18 protein-coding genes are annotated in these 15,136 nt (G+C 38.5%); 14 read left to right on the top strand and 4 right to left on the bottom strand.

The genetic code is table 11. From position 1 onward, the window contains the following. Positions 1 to 2 precede the first annotated feature (2 nt). From rpmD to DV942_RS09220, 12 genes are all read left to right on the top strand, one after another. Positions 3 to 182 (top strand): 50S ribosomal protein L30, encoded by a 180-nt coding sequence (gene rpmD / locus DV942_RS09275; protein WP_090984037.1) that lies wholly within the window; start codon positions 3 to 5, stop codon positions 180 to 182. Positions 183 to 286: 104 nt separating this feature from the next. After that, positions 287 to 733: a 50S ribosomal protein L15 gene (rplO, locus tag DV942_RS09270; RefSeq protein WP_025145210.1), complete on the top strand. Its 447-nt coding sequence runs from the start codon at positions 287 to 289 to the stop codon at positions 731 to 733. Between the two features lie 7 nt (positions 734 to 740). Beyond that, the gene (gene secY / locus DV942_RS09265; protein WP_090501111.1) at positions 741 to 2,081 is read left to right on the top strand and encodes a preprotein translocase subunit SecY; all 1,341 of its coding nucleotides are present in this window, start codon (positions 741 to 743) and stop codon (positions 2,079 to 2,081) included. An 8-nt stretch (positions 2,082 to 2,089) separates the two neighbouring features. Beyond that, positions 2,090 to 2,875, top strand: a complete 786-nt coding sequence (gene map, locus DV942_RS09260) for a type I methionyl aminopeptidase (RefSeq protein WP_145857021.1) — start codon at positions 2,090 to 2,092, stop codon at positions 2,873 to 2,875. 71 nt (positions 2,876 to 2,946) lie between these two features. Then, complete coding sequence (infA, locus tag DV942_RS09255) at positions 2,947 to 3,165, top strand: translation initiation factor IF-1 (RefSeq protein WP_010599888.1); 219 nt, start codon at positions 2,947 to 2,949, stop codon at positions 3,163 to 3,165. A gap of 1 nt (position 3,166) precedes the next feature. Further along, on the top strand, positions 3,167 to 3,283 hold the full coding sequence (gene rpmJ / locus DV942_RS09250) for a 50S ribosomal protein L36 (protein ID WP_010599887.1): 117 nt from the start codon (positions 3,167 to 3,169) through the stop codon (positions 3,281 to 3,283). A gap of 70 nt (positions 3,284 to 3,353) precedes the next feature. Continuing rightward, complete coding sequence (gene rpsM, locus DV942_RS09245) at positions 3,354 to 3,731, top strand: 30S ribosomal protein S13 (protein WP_010599886.1); 378 nt, start codon at positions 3,354 to 3,356, stop codon at positions 3,729 to 3,731. A 148-nt stretch (positions 3,732 to 3,879) separates the two neighbouring features. Beyond that, entirely contained in the window at positions 3,880 to 4,269 is a 390-nt protein-coding gene (gene rpsK / locus DV942_RS09240; protein ID WP_039475175.1) for a 30S ribosomal protein S11, read from the top strand. Positions 4,270 to 4,330: 61 nt separating this feature from the next. Beyond that, positions 4,331 to 4,939 (top strand): 30S ribosomal protein S4, encoded by a 609-nt coding sequence (gene rpsD / locus DV942_RS09235; protein WP_090984033.1) that lies wholly within the window; start codon positions 4,331 to 4,333, stop codon positions 4,937 to 4,939. Between the two features lie 85 nt (positions 4,940 to 5,024). Further along, positions 5,025 to 6,017, top strand: a complete 993-nt coding sequence (locus tag DV942_RS09230; protein WP_090984031.1) for a DNA-directed RNA polymerase subunit alpha — start codon at positions 5,025 to 5,027, stop codon at positions 6,015 to 6,017. Positions 6,018 to 6,121: 104 nt separating this feature from the next. Next, positions 6,122 to 6,643 carry a 50S ribosomal protein L17 gene (rplQ, locus tag DV942_RS09225; protein WP_090984029.1) on the top strand — a complete coding sequence of 174 codons (522 nt, stop codon included), beginning with the start codon at positions 6,122 to 6,124 and terminating at the stop codon, positions 6,641 to 6,643. A gap of 86 nt (positions 6,644 to 6,729) precedes the next feature. Beyond that, positions 6,730 to 7,584, top strand: coding sequence for a glycoside hydrolase domain-containing protein (locus tag DV942_RS09220; RefSeq protein WP_145857019.1), 855 nt, complete (start codon positions 6,730 to 6,732; stop codon positions 7,582 to 7,584). A gap of 28 nt (positions 7,585 to 7,612) precedes the next feature. On the opposite strand, the gene DV942_RS09215 is transcribed toward DV942_RS09220, so the two are convergent. Continuing rightward, positions 7,613 to 8,245 carry a gluconate 2-dehydrogenase subunit 3 family protein gene (locus DV942_RS09215; protein WP_145857017.1) on the bottom strand — a complete coding sequence of 211 codons (633 nt, stop codon included), beginning with the start codon at positions 8,243 to 8,245 and terminating at the stop codon, positions 7,613 to 7,615. Between the two features lie 10 nt (positions 8,246 to 8,255). Next, positions 8,256 to 9,992 carry a GMC family oxidoreductase gene (locus DV942_RS09210; protein WP_090984023.1) on the bottom strand — a complete coding sequence of 579 codons (1,737 nt, stop codon included), beginning with the start codon at positions 9,990 to 9,992 and terminating at the stop codon, positions 8,256 to 8,258. A gap of 290 nt (positions 9,993 to 10,282) precedes the next feature. Between DV942_RS09210 and DV942_RS09205 the strand changes: the two genes are divergently transcribed. Then, a complete protein-coding gene (locus tag DV942_RS09205) occupies positions 10,283 to 11,464 on the top strand; it encodes a class I SAM-dependent methyltransferase (protein ID WP_145857014.1) in 1,182 nt (393 codons plus the stop codon). Positions 11,465 to 11,631: 167 nt separating this feature from the next. Here DV942_RS09205 and DV942_RS09200 read toward each other — a convergent pair whose 3' ends face one another. Both DV942_RS09200 and DV942_RS09195 read right to left on the bottom strand, forming a co-directional pair. Beyond that, positions 11,632 to 12,204 carry a murein L,D-transpeptidase catalytic domain-containing protein gene (locus DV942_RS09200; RefSeq protein WP_145857012.1) on the bottom strand — a complete coding sequence of 191 codons (573 nt, stop codon included), beginning with the start codon at positions 12,202 to 12,204 and terminating at the stop codon, positions 11,632 to 11,634. 64 nt (positions 12,205 to 12,268) lie between these two features. Beyond that, complete coding sequence (locus DV942_RS09195; RefSeq protein ID WP_090984017.1) at positions 12,269 to 12,628, bottom strand: DUF1304 domain-containing protein; 360 nt, start codon at positions 12,626 to 12,628, stop codon at positions 12,269 to 12,271. A gap of 495 nt (positions 12,629 to 13,123) precedes the next feature. Here DV942_RS09195 and dnaK point away from each other — a divergent pair, with 495 nt between their 5' ends. Continuing rightward, entirely contained in the window at positions 13,124 to 15,031 is a 1,908-nt protein-coding gene (gene dnaK / locus DV942_RS09190) for a molecular chaperone DnaK (protein WP_090984225.1), read from the top strand. Positions 15,032 to 15,136 lie beyond the last annotated feature (105 nt).

Raw genomic sequence — 15,136 nt, 5'->3', positions numbered from 1 at the left:
TCATGGCTAAGATCAAAATAACACAAGTAAAAAGCGTTATCGACAGAAGCGAGCGCCAAAAAAGAACCGTTCAGGCTTTGGGTTTATCTAAATTGAACCAAAGTGTAGAGGTTGAAGCTACTCCACAGATTATCGGTATGGTTCGTAAAGTGAACCATTTGGTAGCAATCGAAGCAATCTAGTAAAAGTTTTAAAGGTAGTATTGGAAAAATCCGGTACTACCTTTATATATGTTTAATCGTTGTACCTGTTTAGTGAAAGCGAAGGGCAACACAAATTCAAAAAAATGAATTTAAGTAATTTAAAACCTGCAGTAGGTTCTACAAAAAACAGTAAGAGAATTGGTCGTGGTACAGGTTCTGGTCGTGGCGGTACTTCAACCCGTGGTCACAAAGGTGCGGGTTCCCGTTCAGGTCACAAAACCAAAATCGGTTTCGAAGGTGGTCAAATGCCTTTACAACGTCGTGTGCCTAAAGTTGGTTTCAAACCAATCAACCGTACTGAGTATGTTGGCGTAAACTTAGACGTTTTACAAGCATTAGCTGAAAAACATAGTTTAACAACTATCGATTTTGCTGCTTTACAAGCACATGGTTTAGCTTCAAAAAACGACTTGGTTAAAATTTTAGGTCGTGGTGAAGTTAAAGCAAAGCTAGAAATTACAGCACATGCGTTCTCTGCAACCGCACAAAAAGCTATTGAAGCTGCAGGTGGTTCTATTGTAAAATTGTAATTATTAAATGAAGAAGCTATTTACTACTTTAAGTAATATCTGGAAAATTCAGGAATTAAAAGAGCGTATATTGTTTACGCTCTTAATTCTTTTGGTATACCGTTTCGTATCTCACGTGGTTTTACCAGGTGTAGATCCAACTGCTTTAGGCAACAACGAAAAATCTGGAATTTTAGGCTTACTGGATATGTTTGCCGGCGGTTCTTTCTCTCGTGTGTCTATTTTGGCGTTGGGGGTAATGCCTTACATTTCTGCATCGATTGTGGTGCAGCTATTGGGTATTGCTGTTCCTTCTTTCCAAAAAATGCAGAAAGAGGGCGAAAGTGGTAGAAAGAAAATGAACCAGATTACCCGTTACCTAACGGTAGCGATCACAATCGTTCAGTCTGTTGGTTACGTTAAAACGCAAGTTCCTGCAGAAGCTATTTTATTACCAAATACTTTATTTTTAGTGTTATCTACGTTTGTATTAACGGCAGGTACGTTATTCGTAATGTGGTTAGGTGAAAAAATTACAGATAAAGGTATTGGTAACGGTACATCACTAATCATTATGGTTGGTATTATAGCCCGTTTACCGGTAGCAATTTCTCAAGAGTTTAGTGCACGTGTGGGTTCGGCCAGTGAAGGTGGAGGTCCAGTTGCATTGGTTTTAGAGATCGTTGCCTTATTTGCAGTGGTGATGTTTACCATTTTAATTGTTCAAGGTGTACGTAAAGTACCTGTACAATACGCTAAAAAAATTGTTGGTAACCGCCAGTTCGGTGGTGTTCGTCAGTACATTCCTTTAAAGGTTAATGCTGCTGGTGTTATGCCAATCATTTTTGCCCAGGCGTTAATGTTTATTCCAGGTGCTTTAATGCAGTTTGTTCCTTCGTTACAAGGTTCATGGTTAATCCAGTTCAGCAATACCACTTCGTTGGCTTATAGCTTAACATTCGCATTTTTAATTATCGCATTTACTTTCTTCTATACTGCCATTACGGTTAATCCAACCCAAATGAGCGATGATATGAAGAAAAATGGTGGTTTTATTCCAGGTATTAAACCTGGCTTTGCAACATCAACTTTTATTGATGATGTGATATCAAAAATCACTTTCCCAGGTGCGGTATTTTTAGCGATTATTGCTATCCTGCCTTCAATTGCGGTTAAGTTTGGTATTAAACAAGAATTTGCACACTTCTTTGGTGGTACTTCTTTATTGATTTTAGTTGGTGTTGTATTGGATACATTGCAACAGATCGAAAGTTATTTATTGATGCGCCATTATGATGGTCTGATGAAAACAGGTAGAGTTACCGGCAGAACAGGTGTTCCTGCTGCAAGTAGCAACGCAGCACTGTAGTGTAAAGGATGTCTAAAATTTATTACAAGTCTCTTGAGGAGATCGAGTTAATAAGAGAAAGTTCCATGCTTGTTTCTAAAACGCTGGCCGAGGTGGCCAAGGTAATAAAAGCAGGCATGACTACTATCCAGTTAGATAAGTTAGCCTATGAGTTTATTAGTGACCACGGAGCGATTCCTGCATTTTTAAACTATAATGGTTTTCCTTACTCATTGTGTATTTCGCCAAATGAACAAGTTGTTCATGGTTTCCCGGGCGAATATGTAATTCAAGAAGGTGATCTTATTTCGGTTGATTGTGGAGTGATTAAAAACAATTATTTTGGTGATTCGGCTTATACTTTTCCGATAGGGGAGATAGACGCCGAAAAACAGAAGTTGCTTACCGTTACTCAACGCTGCCTTGAACTGGGTATAGAAAAAGCTGTTGTTGGAATGCGTACCGGTGATATCGGTTTTGCTGTTCAGCAATACGCAGAAGCCAATGGATTTGGTGTAGTAAGAGAACTTGTAGGGCATGGTGTTGGTGTAAAACTTCATGAGAAACCAGAGGTTCCGAATTATGGGAAACGTGGTGCAGGACCAAAACTGGAAGAAGGGATGGTTATTGCAATAGAACCCATGATCAATGCAGGCGTAGCCGGTGTTAAATTCCATAACGATGGATGGACGGTAACCAGTAAAGACAATAAACCATCGGCACATTTTGAACACACAGTAGCCATCAAAAAGGGCAAAGCAGATGTTTTATCGACGTTTTCTATTATAGAAGAAGTTTTACAACAAAAAAAATAAATTATTAAAATTTTTTATTTAATTTTGCAACCCTGTTTAGAAGCAGCTAATTAAGTAACAATCAATAAAATATGGCTAAACAAGCCTCAATTGAACAAGACGGAGTAATAAGAGAAGCATTATCTAATGCAATGTTCCGGGTAGAACTCGAGAACGGGCATGAGATTATTGCGCACATTTCAGGAAAGATGCGGATGCACTACATCAAAATTCTTCCTGGGGATAAAGTTAAATTGGAAATGTCTCCTTATGATTTAACAAAAGGACGCATTACTTATAGATACAAATAAAATGAAAGTTAGATCATCAATTAAAAAACGTAGCGCTGATTGCAAGATTATTCGCCGTAAAGGAAAACTTTACGTTATCAACAAGAAGAATCCTAAATACAAGCAACGTCAAGGGTAATTAGAAAATAGTGTAATTTACCGTACAACGGTGGCCCGCCGTTCGGAATTACAGCAAAACAATAATAAATATGGCAAGGATTTCAGGTATTGATTTACCAAGAAACAAAAGAGGAGAGATCGGTTTAACCTATATCTATGGTATCGGTAGAACAACTGCTCAACGTATTTTAACTACGGCAGGTATCGATTTAAACAAAAAAGTACAAGACTGGTCTGATGATGAGTTATCAGCAATCCGTACAATGATCAACGATGAGATTAAAGTAGAAGGTGCTTTACGCTCAGAAGTTCAGTTAAACATCAAACGTTTAATGGATATTGGTTGTTACCGTGGTTTACGTCACAGAAAAGGTTTACCTTCTCGTGGTCAGCGTACGAAAAACAACTCACGTACTCGTAAGGGTAAGAGAAAAACAGTTGCTAACAAGAAAAAAGCTACTAAATAATAATTGATAGATTTGAGATAATAGATGTGAGATAAACTTCATCTGCACTCAAATTTGGAATATCAGGATTAAAAAATAGGGTGGCGGGTGCCGGGCTTGTGTTAATATCTCACATCCCAATTCTCACATCTCATATCTAAAAGATAAAATGGCTAAAAGTAAAAAAGTAACAAAAAAACGTATCGTTGTAATCGAGCCTGTTGGTCAGGCGCATATCAATGCTACTTTTAACAACATCATCGTTACCTTAACAAACAACAACGGACAGACTATTTCATGGTCTTCTGCAGGTAAAATGGGCTTTAAAGGTTCTAAAAAGAACACGCCTTATGCAGCTGGTCAAGCCGCTTCAGATTGCGGTAAGGTTGCGTTTGATTTAGGTTTACGTAAAGTTGAAGTATTTGTAAAAGGTCCGGGTTCAGGTCGCGAATCTGCAATCAGAACTTTACAGGTAGCAGGTCTTGAAGTAACATCTATCAAAGATATTACTCCACTTCCTCACAACGGATGTCGTCCTCCTAAAAAGAGAAGAGTTTAATTAATTTTAAAGCTAAGAATCTCCAGCTACAGGTTGGATGATACTTTAAAAACAGAAAAAAATGGCAAGATATACAGGCCCAAAATCAAAAATCGCACGTAAATTCAGAGAACCAATTTTCGGTCCTGATAAAGTGTTAGACAGAAAAAATTATCCTCCCGGCCAACATGGCGTTTCAAAAAGAAGAGGAAAACAATCTGAATATGCTATCCAGTTAATGGAGAAACAAAAAGTAAAATACACTTACGGTGTATTAGAAAAACAATTCAGTAACTTGTTTAAAAAAGCATCTTCACGTGCAGGTATCACCGGTGATAACTTACTTCAATTGTTAGAAGCACGTTTAGATAATACAGTTTACCGTTTAGGTATTTCAACAACCCGTTCTGGTGCACGCCAGTTAGTTAGCCATAAACACGTAACCGTGAATGGTGAAGTTGTAAATATTCCTTCATATCAGTTAAAAGCTGGTGATGTGGTCGCTGTTCGTGAAAAATCTAAATCTTTAGAATCAATTAGTAACTCAGTTGCAGGCAGAACAATTAATAAGTTCGCATGGTTAGAGTGGAACGCCAGTGAATTAACTGGTAAATTCTTAACCTACCCTCAACGTGATGAAATTCCTGAAAACATCAAGGAAAACTTAATCATCGAGTTGTACTCAAAGTAATCAATGAGCTAGTTAATTACCTCAAAAGGGTAATTAACTTTTTTCATGTTACTATATATTCAATAACGAATTTAAAAAAATATAAATGGCAATTTTAGCATTTCAGAAACCAGACAAAGTGATCATGCAGAAATCAACCGATTTCGATGGCACATTTGAATTTCGTCCTTTAGAGCCCGGTTTCGGTGTAACAATTGGTAATGCCTTAAGAAGAATTTTACTTTCTTCATTAGAAGGTTATGCTATTACTACTATTCGTTTTTCAGGCGTTTCTCACGAGTTTTCTACCATAAAAGGTGTTGTAGAAGATTTAACTGATATCATCTTAAACTTAAAACAAGTTCGTTTTAAGAAAACAGGTGATTCAGGTGATTCTGAAAAAGTTTTCATCATCGTTAATGGCCAAGATCAGTTTAAAGCTGGTGATATCACTAAATTCTCTAACAACTTTACAGTTTTAAACCCTGAGCATGTTATTTGCAATATGGATAAATCTGTTACTTTGGAGGTGGAATTAACCATCAATAAAGGACGTGGTTATGTACCTGCTGAAGAAAATAAAGTTGCTGATGCTGTTGTAGGTGTAATCGCAATCGATTCTATATATACTCCGATGAAAAATGTAAAATACACGATCGAAAACTTTCGTGTTGAGCAAAAAACGGATTATGAAAAATTGGTTTTAGATATCTCTACTGACGGTTCAATTCATCCGGAAGAAGCATTAAAAGAAGCGGCTAAGATTCTTATCCAACACTTTATGTTATTCTCAGATGAGAATTTGGTATTAGAATCTCAGGCAAAAGAAGAAACCAAAGAAGTTGACGAGGAAATTTTACACATGCGTAAAATCCTTAAAACTGAATTGGTAGATATGGATCTTTCAGTTAGGGCATTAAACTGCTTAAAAGCTGCTGATATCCGTACTTTGGCTGATTTAGTTTCTTATGACGTTGCTGATATGTTGAAATTCAGAAACTTCGGTAAGAAATCTTTAACTGAGATCCAGGAGTTAGTAAAATCAAAAGGTTTATCATTTGGTATGAACCTGTCTAAATTTAAATTAGACGAAGAATAATACGCATGGCGCCATGCGCTTAGCGCAAAGCGTTGAATTAACTATTAGTTCACAGTGTATAATTCCCTCTGAGACAGAGACGGTATACACTTAATTAAAAAACAATGAGACACGGTAAAAAAGTAAACCACTTAGGTAGAACCGACAGCCACAGAAAAGCGATGTTAGCTAACATGGCTACATCACTAATTAAAGCAAAAAGAATTACTACAACTTTAGCAAAGGCTAAAGCTTTACGTACTTATGTTGAGCCATTAATCACGAAAGCGAAAAATGATACTACTCACTCACGTCGTACAGTTTTCTCTTATCTACAAGATAAGGAAGTAATCACTATTTTGTTCCGCGAAGTGGCTGAGAAAGTAGCTAACCGTCCAGGAGGTTATACTCGTATCATTAAATTAAACAATCGTCAGGGTGATAACGCCGAGATGGCTTTAATTGAATTGGTAGATTACAATACAGTTTACGGTAAAGATGTAGAGGTTAAAGAAGAGAAGAAAACAACTCGTCGTGGTAGAAGTAAAGCTGCTGCGCCTAAAGCTGCTGAAGCAAAAGCTGAAACTGCTGAAGAAGTTGCTCCTGCTGAAGAAGCTCCTGCTACTGAAGAACCAAAAGGAGAATAATTTTATTCAACTTAAGGATATTAAAGTCTTGTTCGAAAGAGCAAGACTTTTTTTTGTTATCTTGAGTTAAAATTTTAGTAACACTTATGAAGCTATTTTCCAGCCTAATACTTATTTTCTTTACTTGTTTATCGTCCGTTTATGCGCAGGATTCTAACAGTTATAATTCTATTACAGTTACTGGTCAGGCCTTATTGCTCAGAGGACATAAAATAGAAATCAATGCAGATGGTTTTTTAAAACAAGTAGGTGGCGCAGGTTATTTGACTGATAGTACCGCTAAACTCCATCAAATACTTTATGAGCCTATTCATTTTCATTATTATATTGATGCGAAAAAACAACTTAAATTTTCTCCAACTGCATTCAGGTTCTTAACTGTCGGAAAAGACTCTGTTACCTGGTGGGCGCAAAGTATAACTGAGGGCCTGAAGCAGGATGTTTTTGGCAAGGCCTATGCGAATGGTGTTATTCGGTTTAAAGTGCTTGTTTCGGGCGCTCAGGTCAAATTTAATAATATCAATTTTCATATTCCTTTCAATGTTGCCAATTCGAAATATCTTGGTGGATTAGGTCAAAAGAGCAATATACGTCCAGATACGGTAAAATGGAATTTACGTAATTATTCGAAGATAAAACCAGCCTTTTGGGTAGGCAATGAGTGGCGCGGACTTTATTTAAGATTGGATGATCAGCCTAATAGCAACAATAATAATTTTGTAAATGGTTGGTCAAATGAGGAAAGCGAGGGTTTTCAGATTAATGTTAAAGGGAGTTCGATGCTTTCGGATTTTACTACCGGCAGTATCGCGTTAGCTTCAGGACAAGAACTAACTTTCAATTATACTATCGTAATTTCTGAACGCGGTAATCTGAAACTACCGGTTAATTCAAAGAAGAAATTTAAGCAGTTATTATATTTAGATCTGCATACAAAATAAAAAGGAGCGATCTATTCGCTCCTTTAATTCAAATCTTTACATTCTCCATCCCATACTGTTTGAGTACATCGGCAGGAACACCAGCCCATTGGTTTGGTGCATTGCCTACATAACCAATGTCTTTTACGCCCATCTCCGTTGTGTAAAAACCGGAGGCCGTTAAATTTCTCATTCTGTTGAAAAAGGTTACGCCTGCCTGCATTTCTGGCCTGGCTTTTTTAGGGTAGGCAATTTCATCAACAATAGAGATCTGCTGATCTGCAGAGGCTTCAATAAAAGGTTTTTGAAATTTATTAAAGCTGTACACATCCAGCCATTTCAGGCCGCCACGCATAGGTGTTTTATGTTCAGGAATATCTTTTACGATAAATTCGATAAACTCCGGTACTTTGGCATCAGAAGCGCTGCCCGAAACTTCATCTTTGGGAATAATGATATCGGCCAGAACGGTGATTGTAGCCATTTCATGTTTAGTGAAAAAAGTCTCTGATTTCAGATTTTTATCACGGTCCAACTCCCATTGTTCCCTGCCTGCTTCTTTCGTACTTTCCTCAGGTGCAGCAACGTCTGTTTTTGCTTCGGGCTGTTTACAAGCCTCAAGCAATACAGTAGTACTAATGGCGGTTAAACCTAGTGCTTTTAGTGAATCACGTCTGTTCATATGGTAAGGCTTAAATGTTCTGTTTTTTCTTTTGAGCTAAAATATATTCTGCTGTACGCATAGATAGTGCTAAGATGGTCCAGGTGGCATTTTTATCACCTTGCTGTACAAACGGTCCGGCATCTACCACAAACAAATTTTTACAATCATGGGCCTGGCAATATTTGTTCAGTGCCGATTTTTTAGGATCATCGCCCATGCGTATGGTACCTACCTCGTGGATGATTTTTCCGGGATTGAGTAAACCATAATTGGTATCTGCACCCTGGATTTCGGAGGTTACCACTGCACCCATTTCCTTCATAATTGAAAGAAAGGTTTCCTGCATGTGTTTTGCCTGTAGAATTTCATCTTTATCCCATTTGTAGTTAAACCTTAAAACCGGAATTCCATATTTATCTACCGTATTGGGGTCTATTTCGCAGTAGTTGCTTTCTCTGGCAATTGCGGTACCACGGCCGGCCATTCCAACACCAGTGCCATAAAACCTGCGATAATCATCTTTTAATGATTTTCCGTAACCTCCGGCTTCTTTCATTTTACCATCTCTGCCAGGTACCATGCCATTCATTTGAGCCACACCGCCACCAAAACCATATGCAGGCATGCCCATTCCTCCCCAATATTCAATGTGATAACCACGTGGGAAGTTAAGTTTACGATTATCCAACCACCATGGCGAATAAATGTGTACACTTCCTACTCCATCTTCATTATAACGTTTCCGATCCATTAACTGCGGCAAAAAGCCTGAAACACTAGCCCCTGTAGAATCGTGCAGGTATTTACCCACTACGCCACTGCTATTGGCCAGGCCATTTGGGTGTGAAGTTGATTTGGAATTCAATAATATACGGGCTGACTCACAGGCGCTCGCACCTAAAATAACCAGTTTGCCATTTACCTGATATTCCTGTAAATCCTTACGGTTTACATAAGAAACACCTTTTGCGGTCCCATCCTTATCCGTAATCACTTCACGTACCATTGCATCGGTAATCACGGTCAGGTTTCCGGTTTTTACCGCTGGGTTTACCAAGCATGATGAGGATGAAAAATCGCCGTAAACTTTACAGCTTCTGCCACACTGCCCACAGTAAAAACAAGGTGCGCGATCATTGTTGTTGGGTAAAGCTTCTGTTAATACAGACCCGCGACCGGTAATTACCCTGACACCGGCTTTTTCTGCTCCTTTTTTGATAAAAAGTTCGTTTAACCTTGGCTTAGGCGGTTTCATAAAAATGCCGTCAGGTTCATTTTCTAAGCCTTCTGCTGTTCCATAAATACCGATCATTCGGTCAACTTTATCATAAAAGGGTTTTACATCAGCATAGGTTATCGGCCATGCATCAGTTAACCCATCTTTAGGCTTAAAATCGTCGGGACCCATCCGTAAAGAAATCCTGCCCCAGTGGTTGGTACGGCCACCGAGCATACGCGAACGGAACCATTCGAATTCACTTTTGTTCTTTTGGGTATAAGGCTCGCCTTCTAATTCCCAACCACCATATGATGCATCAAAATCACCAAATGGACGAACGGTTCCTGCACCACGACGTGGTGATTCCCATGGCCATTTTAATTGATGTGAATCTAATCGCGGATCAAAATTTTGACCAGCCTCGAGCATTAAAACCTTTTGACCGGCATGCGCCAGCACATAGGCCGCCATCCCGCCACCTGCACCTGACCCAACAATAATGGCATCGTACACGGTTGGCGATTTTTTTATCTGAAAGTCACTCATGTATTGTGATTTGCTATTTAAATACCCTAATCTAAAGTTTAATTTTTTGAAAAAAAAGTGTTCCGCTACTTTGGAATCAATATAGATAATGGTGTTGTGGCTTGTTCCTAAATCGTATTATGTGATTCGTTTTATTTAAATCAATATTAACGATTTTATGGTCGAAGATAACAGTCCATATTACATTTGCCTCTTCCATCTTTTTAATATGTTCGCTCTATTGTTACATTGTTCATTATGTGTTCAGCTCCGGATAAACTTGATTATCTTTGCATCTCAAATCCATTTAAGTGTTAGCAAATATCAACTCATTTATTGCCGCTTTAAAAGCCAGCTTAGAAGAAGAAAGTTTTGTGAAAATTTCTTTAGGGAACTATAAAGGGGAAGAGGAAGCCTTAAAACAATTGCTGATCCGTAAGGTGATCATCAAGCGTGAAGATAAACTGGCTGTTACCTATCGTTACAAAACACGCGACGTGGTAAAAAACTATGCTATCGATGAGGCTATTGATTTAATTAAGGGTTACCTGACGACCGGATTTAAAATAGCTACCCTGTTTACCACCGAAAACGACCTGATCTTGGAAGAGCTGAACAATGGAAAATTGGTATTACGTAAAGGTAAAGCTTCGAGTGTGGGAGTGCCGTCTGCCAGTCATGACAAAGAAAAAGCCAGGTTGATCAAACCGGATTCAAAATCATACTTAGCTGAATTAAAGATTACCGATGCAGAAGGTAAGGTTTTTAAAAATGCACAGGATAAATTCAGGCAGATTAATCATTATATAGAAATTTTAAGCGCGCTGATAAAAGAGCTGCCGGAAGGAGCCATTAAAAAAGTTGCTGATATGGGCTCTGGTAAAGGTTATTTAACCTTTGCGCTGTATGATTATTTACATTCTGTTTTGAAATTAGAAAGCGAGGTGATTGGAGTAGAGTATAGGCAGGATATGGTTGACTTATGTAACCAGGTTGCGGTAAAATCTGCTTTCAATAAATTGAATTTTGTACAAGGCACTATTGAAGATTATTACGCAGAGGATGTAAACCTCTTAATTGCATTACATGCCTGTGATACCGCAACAGACGATGCCATTTATAAAGGAATTAAAGCCAATGCCGAACTGATTGTGGTTGCACCCTGTTGCCATAAACAGATCCGAAAGGAAATTGAACAACACAAAGTGAAGAATGATGTTTCTTTTTTGACCAAATACGGTATTTTTTTAGAGCGTCAGGCAGAAATGGTTACTGATGGCATACGTGCGCTGATTTTAGAATATTTTGGCTATAAAACGAAGGTATTTGAATTTATTTCTGATGCGCATACGCCTAAAAATGTGCTTGTGGTTGGGGTGAAGGGCAAAGCGCTAAGCGCAGAGCGGAAAGCGGAAGTTTTAAGGAAAATTAAAGCGAGTAAAGAATACTTTGGGATCGGTTATCACCATTTGGAACGCTTGCTGGAGTTATAGTAACCCCTAAGAATGCTAAGTTTTTCTCAAGGAAACGCAAAGGCATGGCTAAATTACCATGCAAATTTACCTATTGAGCTTATCGTCATTCTGAACTTGTTTCAGAATCCTTTACGCTAAGACCCCGAAACAAGTTCAGGGTGACGATCGCCTTGCTAAATTGACCGCTAAACATAAATCCAAAGCAATATGGGCTTTTTCTTTGCTTTGAGCAATGCATCAATCTTTGACATGGTTGCATCCGATAGGACAGGGCAGCCAGCACTTTGTCCGAATAAGGTTTGTGGATAGATTTCATGATTGGGAACTGGTGTATAAGAATGTAAAACTACAAGCCGTTCAAAGGCATTGCTGTTTGTTTTTTCAAGGCCATACATTTTATAGTGTACATGGATTCCCCAGTTGCTATAGGATCGGCCTTTAACTTTATATTTTCCTAACGATGTGCAATAACTACCCTCCTTATTACTAAATACAGGTTTTATTGGCGTACTGCCTCCTCCAACCCCATGGGCACATAAGCCTTCGATGGTAATTTTCTTCTGTTTAAAATCGTAAACAAAAATCCTGTTTTTGCCTGAATGGATACTCATATCTATCATAATCGCTGTAGAAGTATCCATGTCGTTTTTCTGGCAGAAAGTTAATGCTTCATTAATTCTATCTTCACTTATTTTATTTGCAACAGGTTTAAACCCAAAAAATATAAATAAGACCAGGAGAAAGGCTGACTTTTGCATATCGGGTTAATGTACAACGAATATTTGTTTGGTTGGTGTGGCACCAACCAATGGATGGCTCTGATTACAGGTGCAATAAAATCAAGGCCACCAATGCCGGGATTGATTGCACATACAAAATTTTCTTGCTCGCCGTTGCGGCACCATAAATACCCGCAATAATTACGCAGCATAGAAAAAATATAGCTACGTACATTTTCCATTGATGATCATTTATGCATAACGACCAGATTAAACCCGCTGCTAAAAAGCCATTATATAAACCCTGATTAGCAGCCAACGTTTTTGTTGGTACGAATAAGTCTTTAGGAATGGTTTTAAATACCTGTGGTGCTTTGGTTGTCCACGCAAACATTTCTAACCAAAGAATATAAACGTGGATGAAGGCGACTAAGCCAATTACGATTTGAGCTGCTATTTGCATTTTTTTGCTGATTAAAAGGATTTTAGGTGATTACACAGATTTAAATGAGTGTACCGATTGATTTGTAATTTAAAGATATAAAACTTTGAGGGCTTTTATATGATCACTTACTATTTCAGCTGTGTTTTTATGACCGAAGCGCAAAAACGCTGTTCAATAAACCCGATAATAGCGAACACGTAGTGCAACGGAGTAAAGCGGTTAGCGGGGCAGGTGCTCCCGACGAGATTCGAACGCTCATTTTCAAATCACTTGAAATATCTTCTATTTAAGCTTTAGTTTTTCTGCTTTCACCTTTGGTCCTTATCCTCCCTTACATCCATCTTCCATCCCGCATCTTCCATCGTTTTCTGTCATGCTGTCAGTATCGAATAGGATCGTTTTTTACATTTTATCAGTCTTTTGTCCATATTATCTGCCAAAAACCAATTGGCACAAGCATTGTTTAATAGCAGTAGAAATTATAATACTTTAAAAAGAGAAAATAAAAATACAATGGGAAAAATTATTGGAATAGACTTAGGAACAACAAACTCTTGCGTGAGCGTAATGGAGGGCAATGAGCCTGTAGTTATCGCAAACAGTGAGGGTAAACGTACTACACCGTCTATTGTTGCTTTTGCAGAAAACGGTGAGCGTAAAGTTGGCGAGCCTGCTAAACGTCAGGCTATAACCAACCCAACAAAAACGATATATTCAATTAAACGCTTTATGGGTAGCAGCTACGACGAAAGTGCGAAAGAGGCTGGACGCGTACCTTATAAAGTAGTAAAAGGTGATAACAACACTCCACGTGTTGAAATCGACGACAGAAAATACACTCCACAAGAGATTTCTGCAATGATTTTGCAGAAAATGAAAAAAACTGCTGAAGATTTCTTAGGACAAGAAGTTACAGAAGCAGTAATTACAGTACCTGCTTATTTTAATGATGCACAGCGCCAGGCGACTAAAGAAGCTGGTGAGATTGCAGGTTTATCTGTAAAACGTATCATTAACGAGCCAACTGCAGCTGCTTTAGCTTATGGCTTGGATAAAGCACACAAAGACATGAAAATTGTGGTGTTTGACTGTGGTGGTGGTACTCATGACGTGTCTGTATTGGAATTGGGTGATGGCGTTTTCGAAGTAAAATCTACTGATGGTGATACTCACTTAGGTGGTGATGACTTTGACCACATCATTATCGATTGGTTAACTCAGGAATTTAAATCAGAAAACAGCATGGACCTTTCTAAAGATCCAATGGCGTTACAACGTTTAAAAGAAGCTGCTGAAAAAGCTAAAATTGAGTTGTCAAGCACTACTTCTACTGAAATTAACTTACCGTATATTACTGCTGACGCCAGCGGTCCTAAACACTTGGTACGTACCTTATCCCGTGCTAAGTTTGAGCAATTGGCTGATAGCTTAATCAAACGTACTATCGACCCTTGTAAATCTGCTTTGAAAAATGCTGGTTTAAGTACAGGCGATATCGACGAAATTATCCTGGTAGGTGGTTCTACACGTATTCCTGCTATTCAGGAAGCGGTTAAAGCTTTCTTCGGTAAAGAGCCAAGTAAAGGTGTTAACCCTGATGAGGTTGTAGCAATCGGTGCTGCTATTCAAGGTGGTGTATTAACTGGTGATGTTAAAGATGTATTGTTATTAGACGTTACTCCTTTATCATTAGGTATTGAGACTATGGGTGGTGTAATGACTAAATTAATTGAGTCTAATACAACAATCCCAACTAAAAAATCGGAAACTTTCTCCACTGCAGCTGATAACCAGCCTTCAGTAGAAATCCACATTTTACAAGGTGAGCGTCCGATGGCTGCTCAAAACCGTACAATTGGCCGTTTCATTTTAGATGGTATTCCACCAGCACCTCGTGGTGTGCCTCAGGTAGAAGTATCATTTGATATTGATGCCAACGGTATCTTACACGTAAGTGCAAAAGATAAAGCTACTGGTAAAGAGCAAAAAATCCGTATCGAAGCATCTTCTGGTTTAACTGATGCTGAGATCAAAAAAATGAAAGAAGAAGCTGAAGCTAATGCTGCAGATGATGCGAAGCAAAAAGAAGAGGCTGATAAAATTAACGGTGCTGATGCTTTAATTTTCTCTACTGAGAAACAATTGAAAGAGTTTGGTGATAAATTATCTGCTGATAAAAAAGCGCCAATTGAAGCTGGTTTAGAGAAATTGAAAGCAGCGCACTCATCACGTAACTTTGCAGATATTGATGCAGCTTCGGCTGAATTACAAGCTGCCTGGAACGTGGCATCAGAAGAAATGTACAAAGCTGGCGAGCAGCCTCAGGGTGGTGAACAACCACAAGCTGAAGGACAAGCTCAAGGTGGCGATAACGTTACTGACGTTGATTTTGAAGAAGTAAAAGAAGACGATAAGAAATAGTCTTGAGTCTGAAGTCCCGAGTCGTTAGTCTTGGGAGCATAAAATAAAAGCGTTCCTGATTAAGTTCAGGAACGCTTTTTTGGTATCAATGGCGTTTGTTTAACT

Source organism: Pedobacter suwonensis, assembly GCF_007833675.1.
In the GTDB taxonomy this organism is placed as follows: Bacteria; Bacteroidota; Bacteroidia; order Sphingobacteriales; family Sphingobacteriaceae; genus Pedobacter; species Pedobacter suwonensis.
The sequence above is the reverse complement of the archived record's forward strand: the minus strand, read 5'-3'. Positions and strand labels throughout refer to the sequence as shown.

What these genes read in the sequence shown, in the direction of transcription:
- rpmD (WP_090984037.1), top strand. Translation starts at nt 3, where the DNA reads ATGGCTAAGATCAAAATAACACAAGTAAAAAGCGTTATCGACAGAAGC.
- rplO (WP_025145210.1), top strand. Translation starts at nt 287, where the DNA reads ATGAATTTAAGTAATTTAAAACCTGCAGTAGGTTCTACAAAAAACAGT.
- secY (WP_090501111.1), top strand. Translation starts at nt 741, where the DNA reads ATGAAGAAGCTATTTACTACTTTAAGTAATATCTGGAAAATTCAGGAA.
- map (WP_145857021.1), top strand. Translation starts at nt 2,090, where the DNA reads ATGTCTAAAATTTATTACAAGTCTCTTGAGGAGATCGAGTTAATAAGA.
- infA (WP_010599888.1), top strand. Translation starts at nt 2,947, where the DNA reads ATGGCTAAACAAGCCTCAATTGAACAAGACGGAGTAATAAGAGAAGCA.
- rpmJ (WP_010599887.1), top strand. Translation starts at nt 3,167, where the DNA reads ATGAAAGTTAGATCATCAATTAAAAAACGTAGCGCTGATTGCAAGATT.
- rpsM (WP_010599886.1), top strand. Translation starts at nt 3,354, where the DNA reads ATGGCAAGGATTTCAGGTATTGATTTACCAAGAAACAAAAGAGGAGAG.
- rpsK (WP_039475175.1), top strand. Translation starts at nt 3,880, where the DNA reads ATGGCTAAAAGTAAAAAAGTAACAAAAAAACGTATCGTTGTAATCGAG.
- rpsD (WP_090984033.1), top strand. Translation starts at nt 4,331, where the DNA reads ATGGCAAGATATACAGGCCCAAAATCAAAAATCGCACGTAAATTCAGA.
- DV942_RS09230 (WP_090984031.1), top strand. Translation starts at nt 5,025, where the DNA reads ATGGCAATTTTAGCATTTCAGAAACCAGACAAAGTGATCATGCAGAAA.
- rplQ (WP_090984029.1), top strand. Translation starts at nt 6,122, where the DNA reads ATGAGACACGGTAAAAAAGTAAACCACTTAGGTAGAACCGACAGCCAC.
- DV942_RS09220 (WP_145857019.1), top strand. Translation starts at nt 6,730, where the DNA reads ATGAAGCTATTTTCCAGCCTAATACTTATTTTCTTTACTTGTTTATCG.
- DV942_RS09215 (WP_145857017.1), bottom strand. Translation starts at nt 8,245, where the DNA reads ATGAACAGACGTGATTCACTAAAAGCACTAGGTTTAACCGCCATTAGT.
- DV942_RS09210 (WP_090984023.1), bottom strand. Translation starts at nt 9,992, where the DNA reads ATGAGTGACTTTCAGATAAAAAAATCGCCAACCGTGTACGATGCCATT.
- DV942_RS09200 (WP_145857012.1), bottom strand. Translation starts at nt 12,204, where the DNA reads ATGCAAAAGTCAGCCTTTCTCCTGGTCTTATTTATATTTTTTGGGTTT.
- DV942_RS09195 (WP_090984017.1), bottom strand. Translation starts at nt 12,628, where the DNA reads ATGCAAATAGCAGCTCAAATCGTAATTGGCTTAGTCGCCTTCATCCAC.
- dnaK (WP_090984225.1), top strand. Translation starts at nt 13,124, where the DNA reads ATGGGAAAAATTATTGGAATAGACTTAGGAACAACAAACTCTTGCGTG.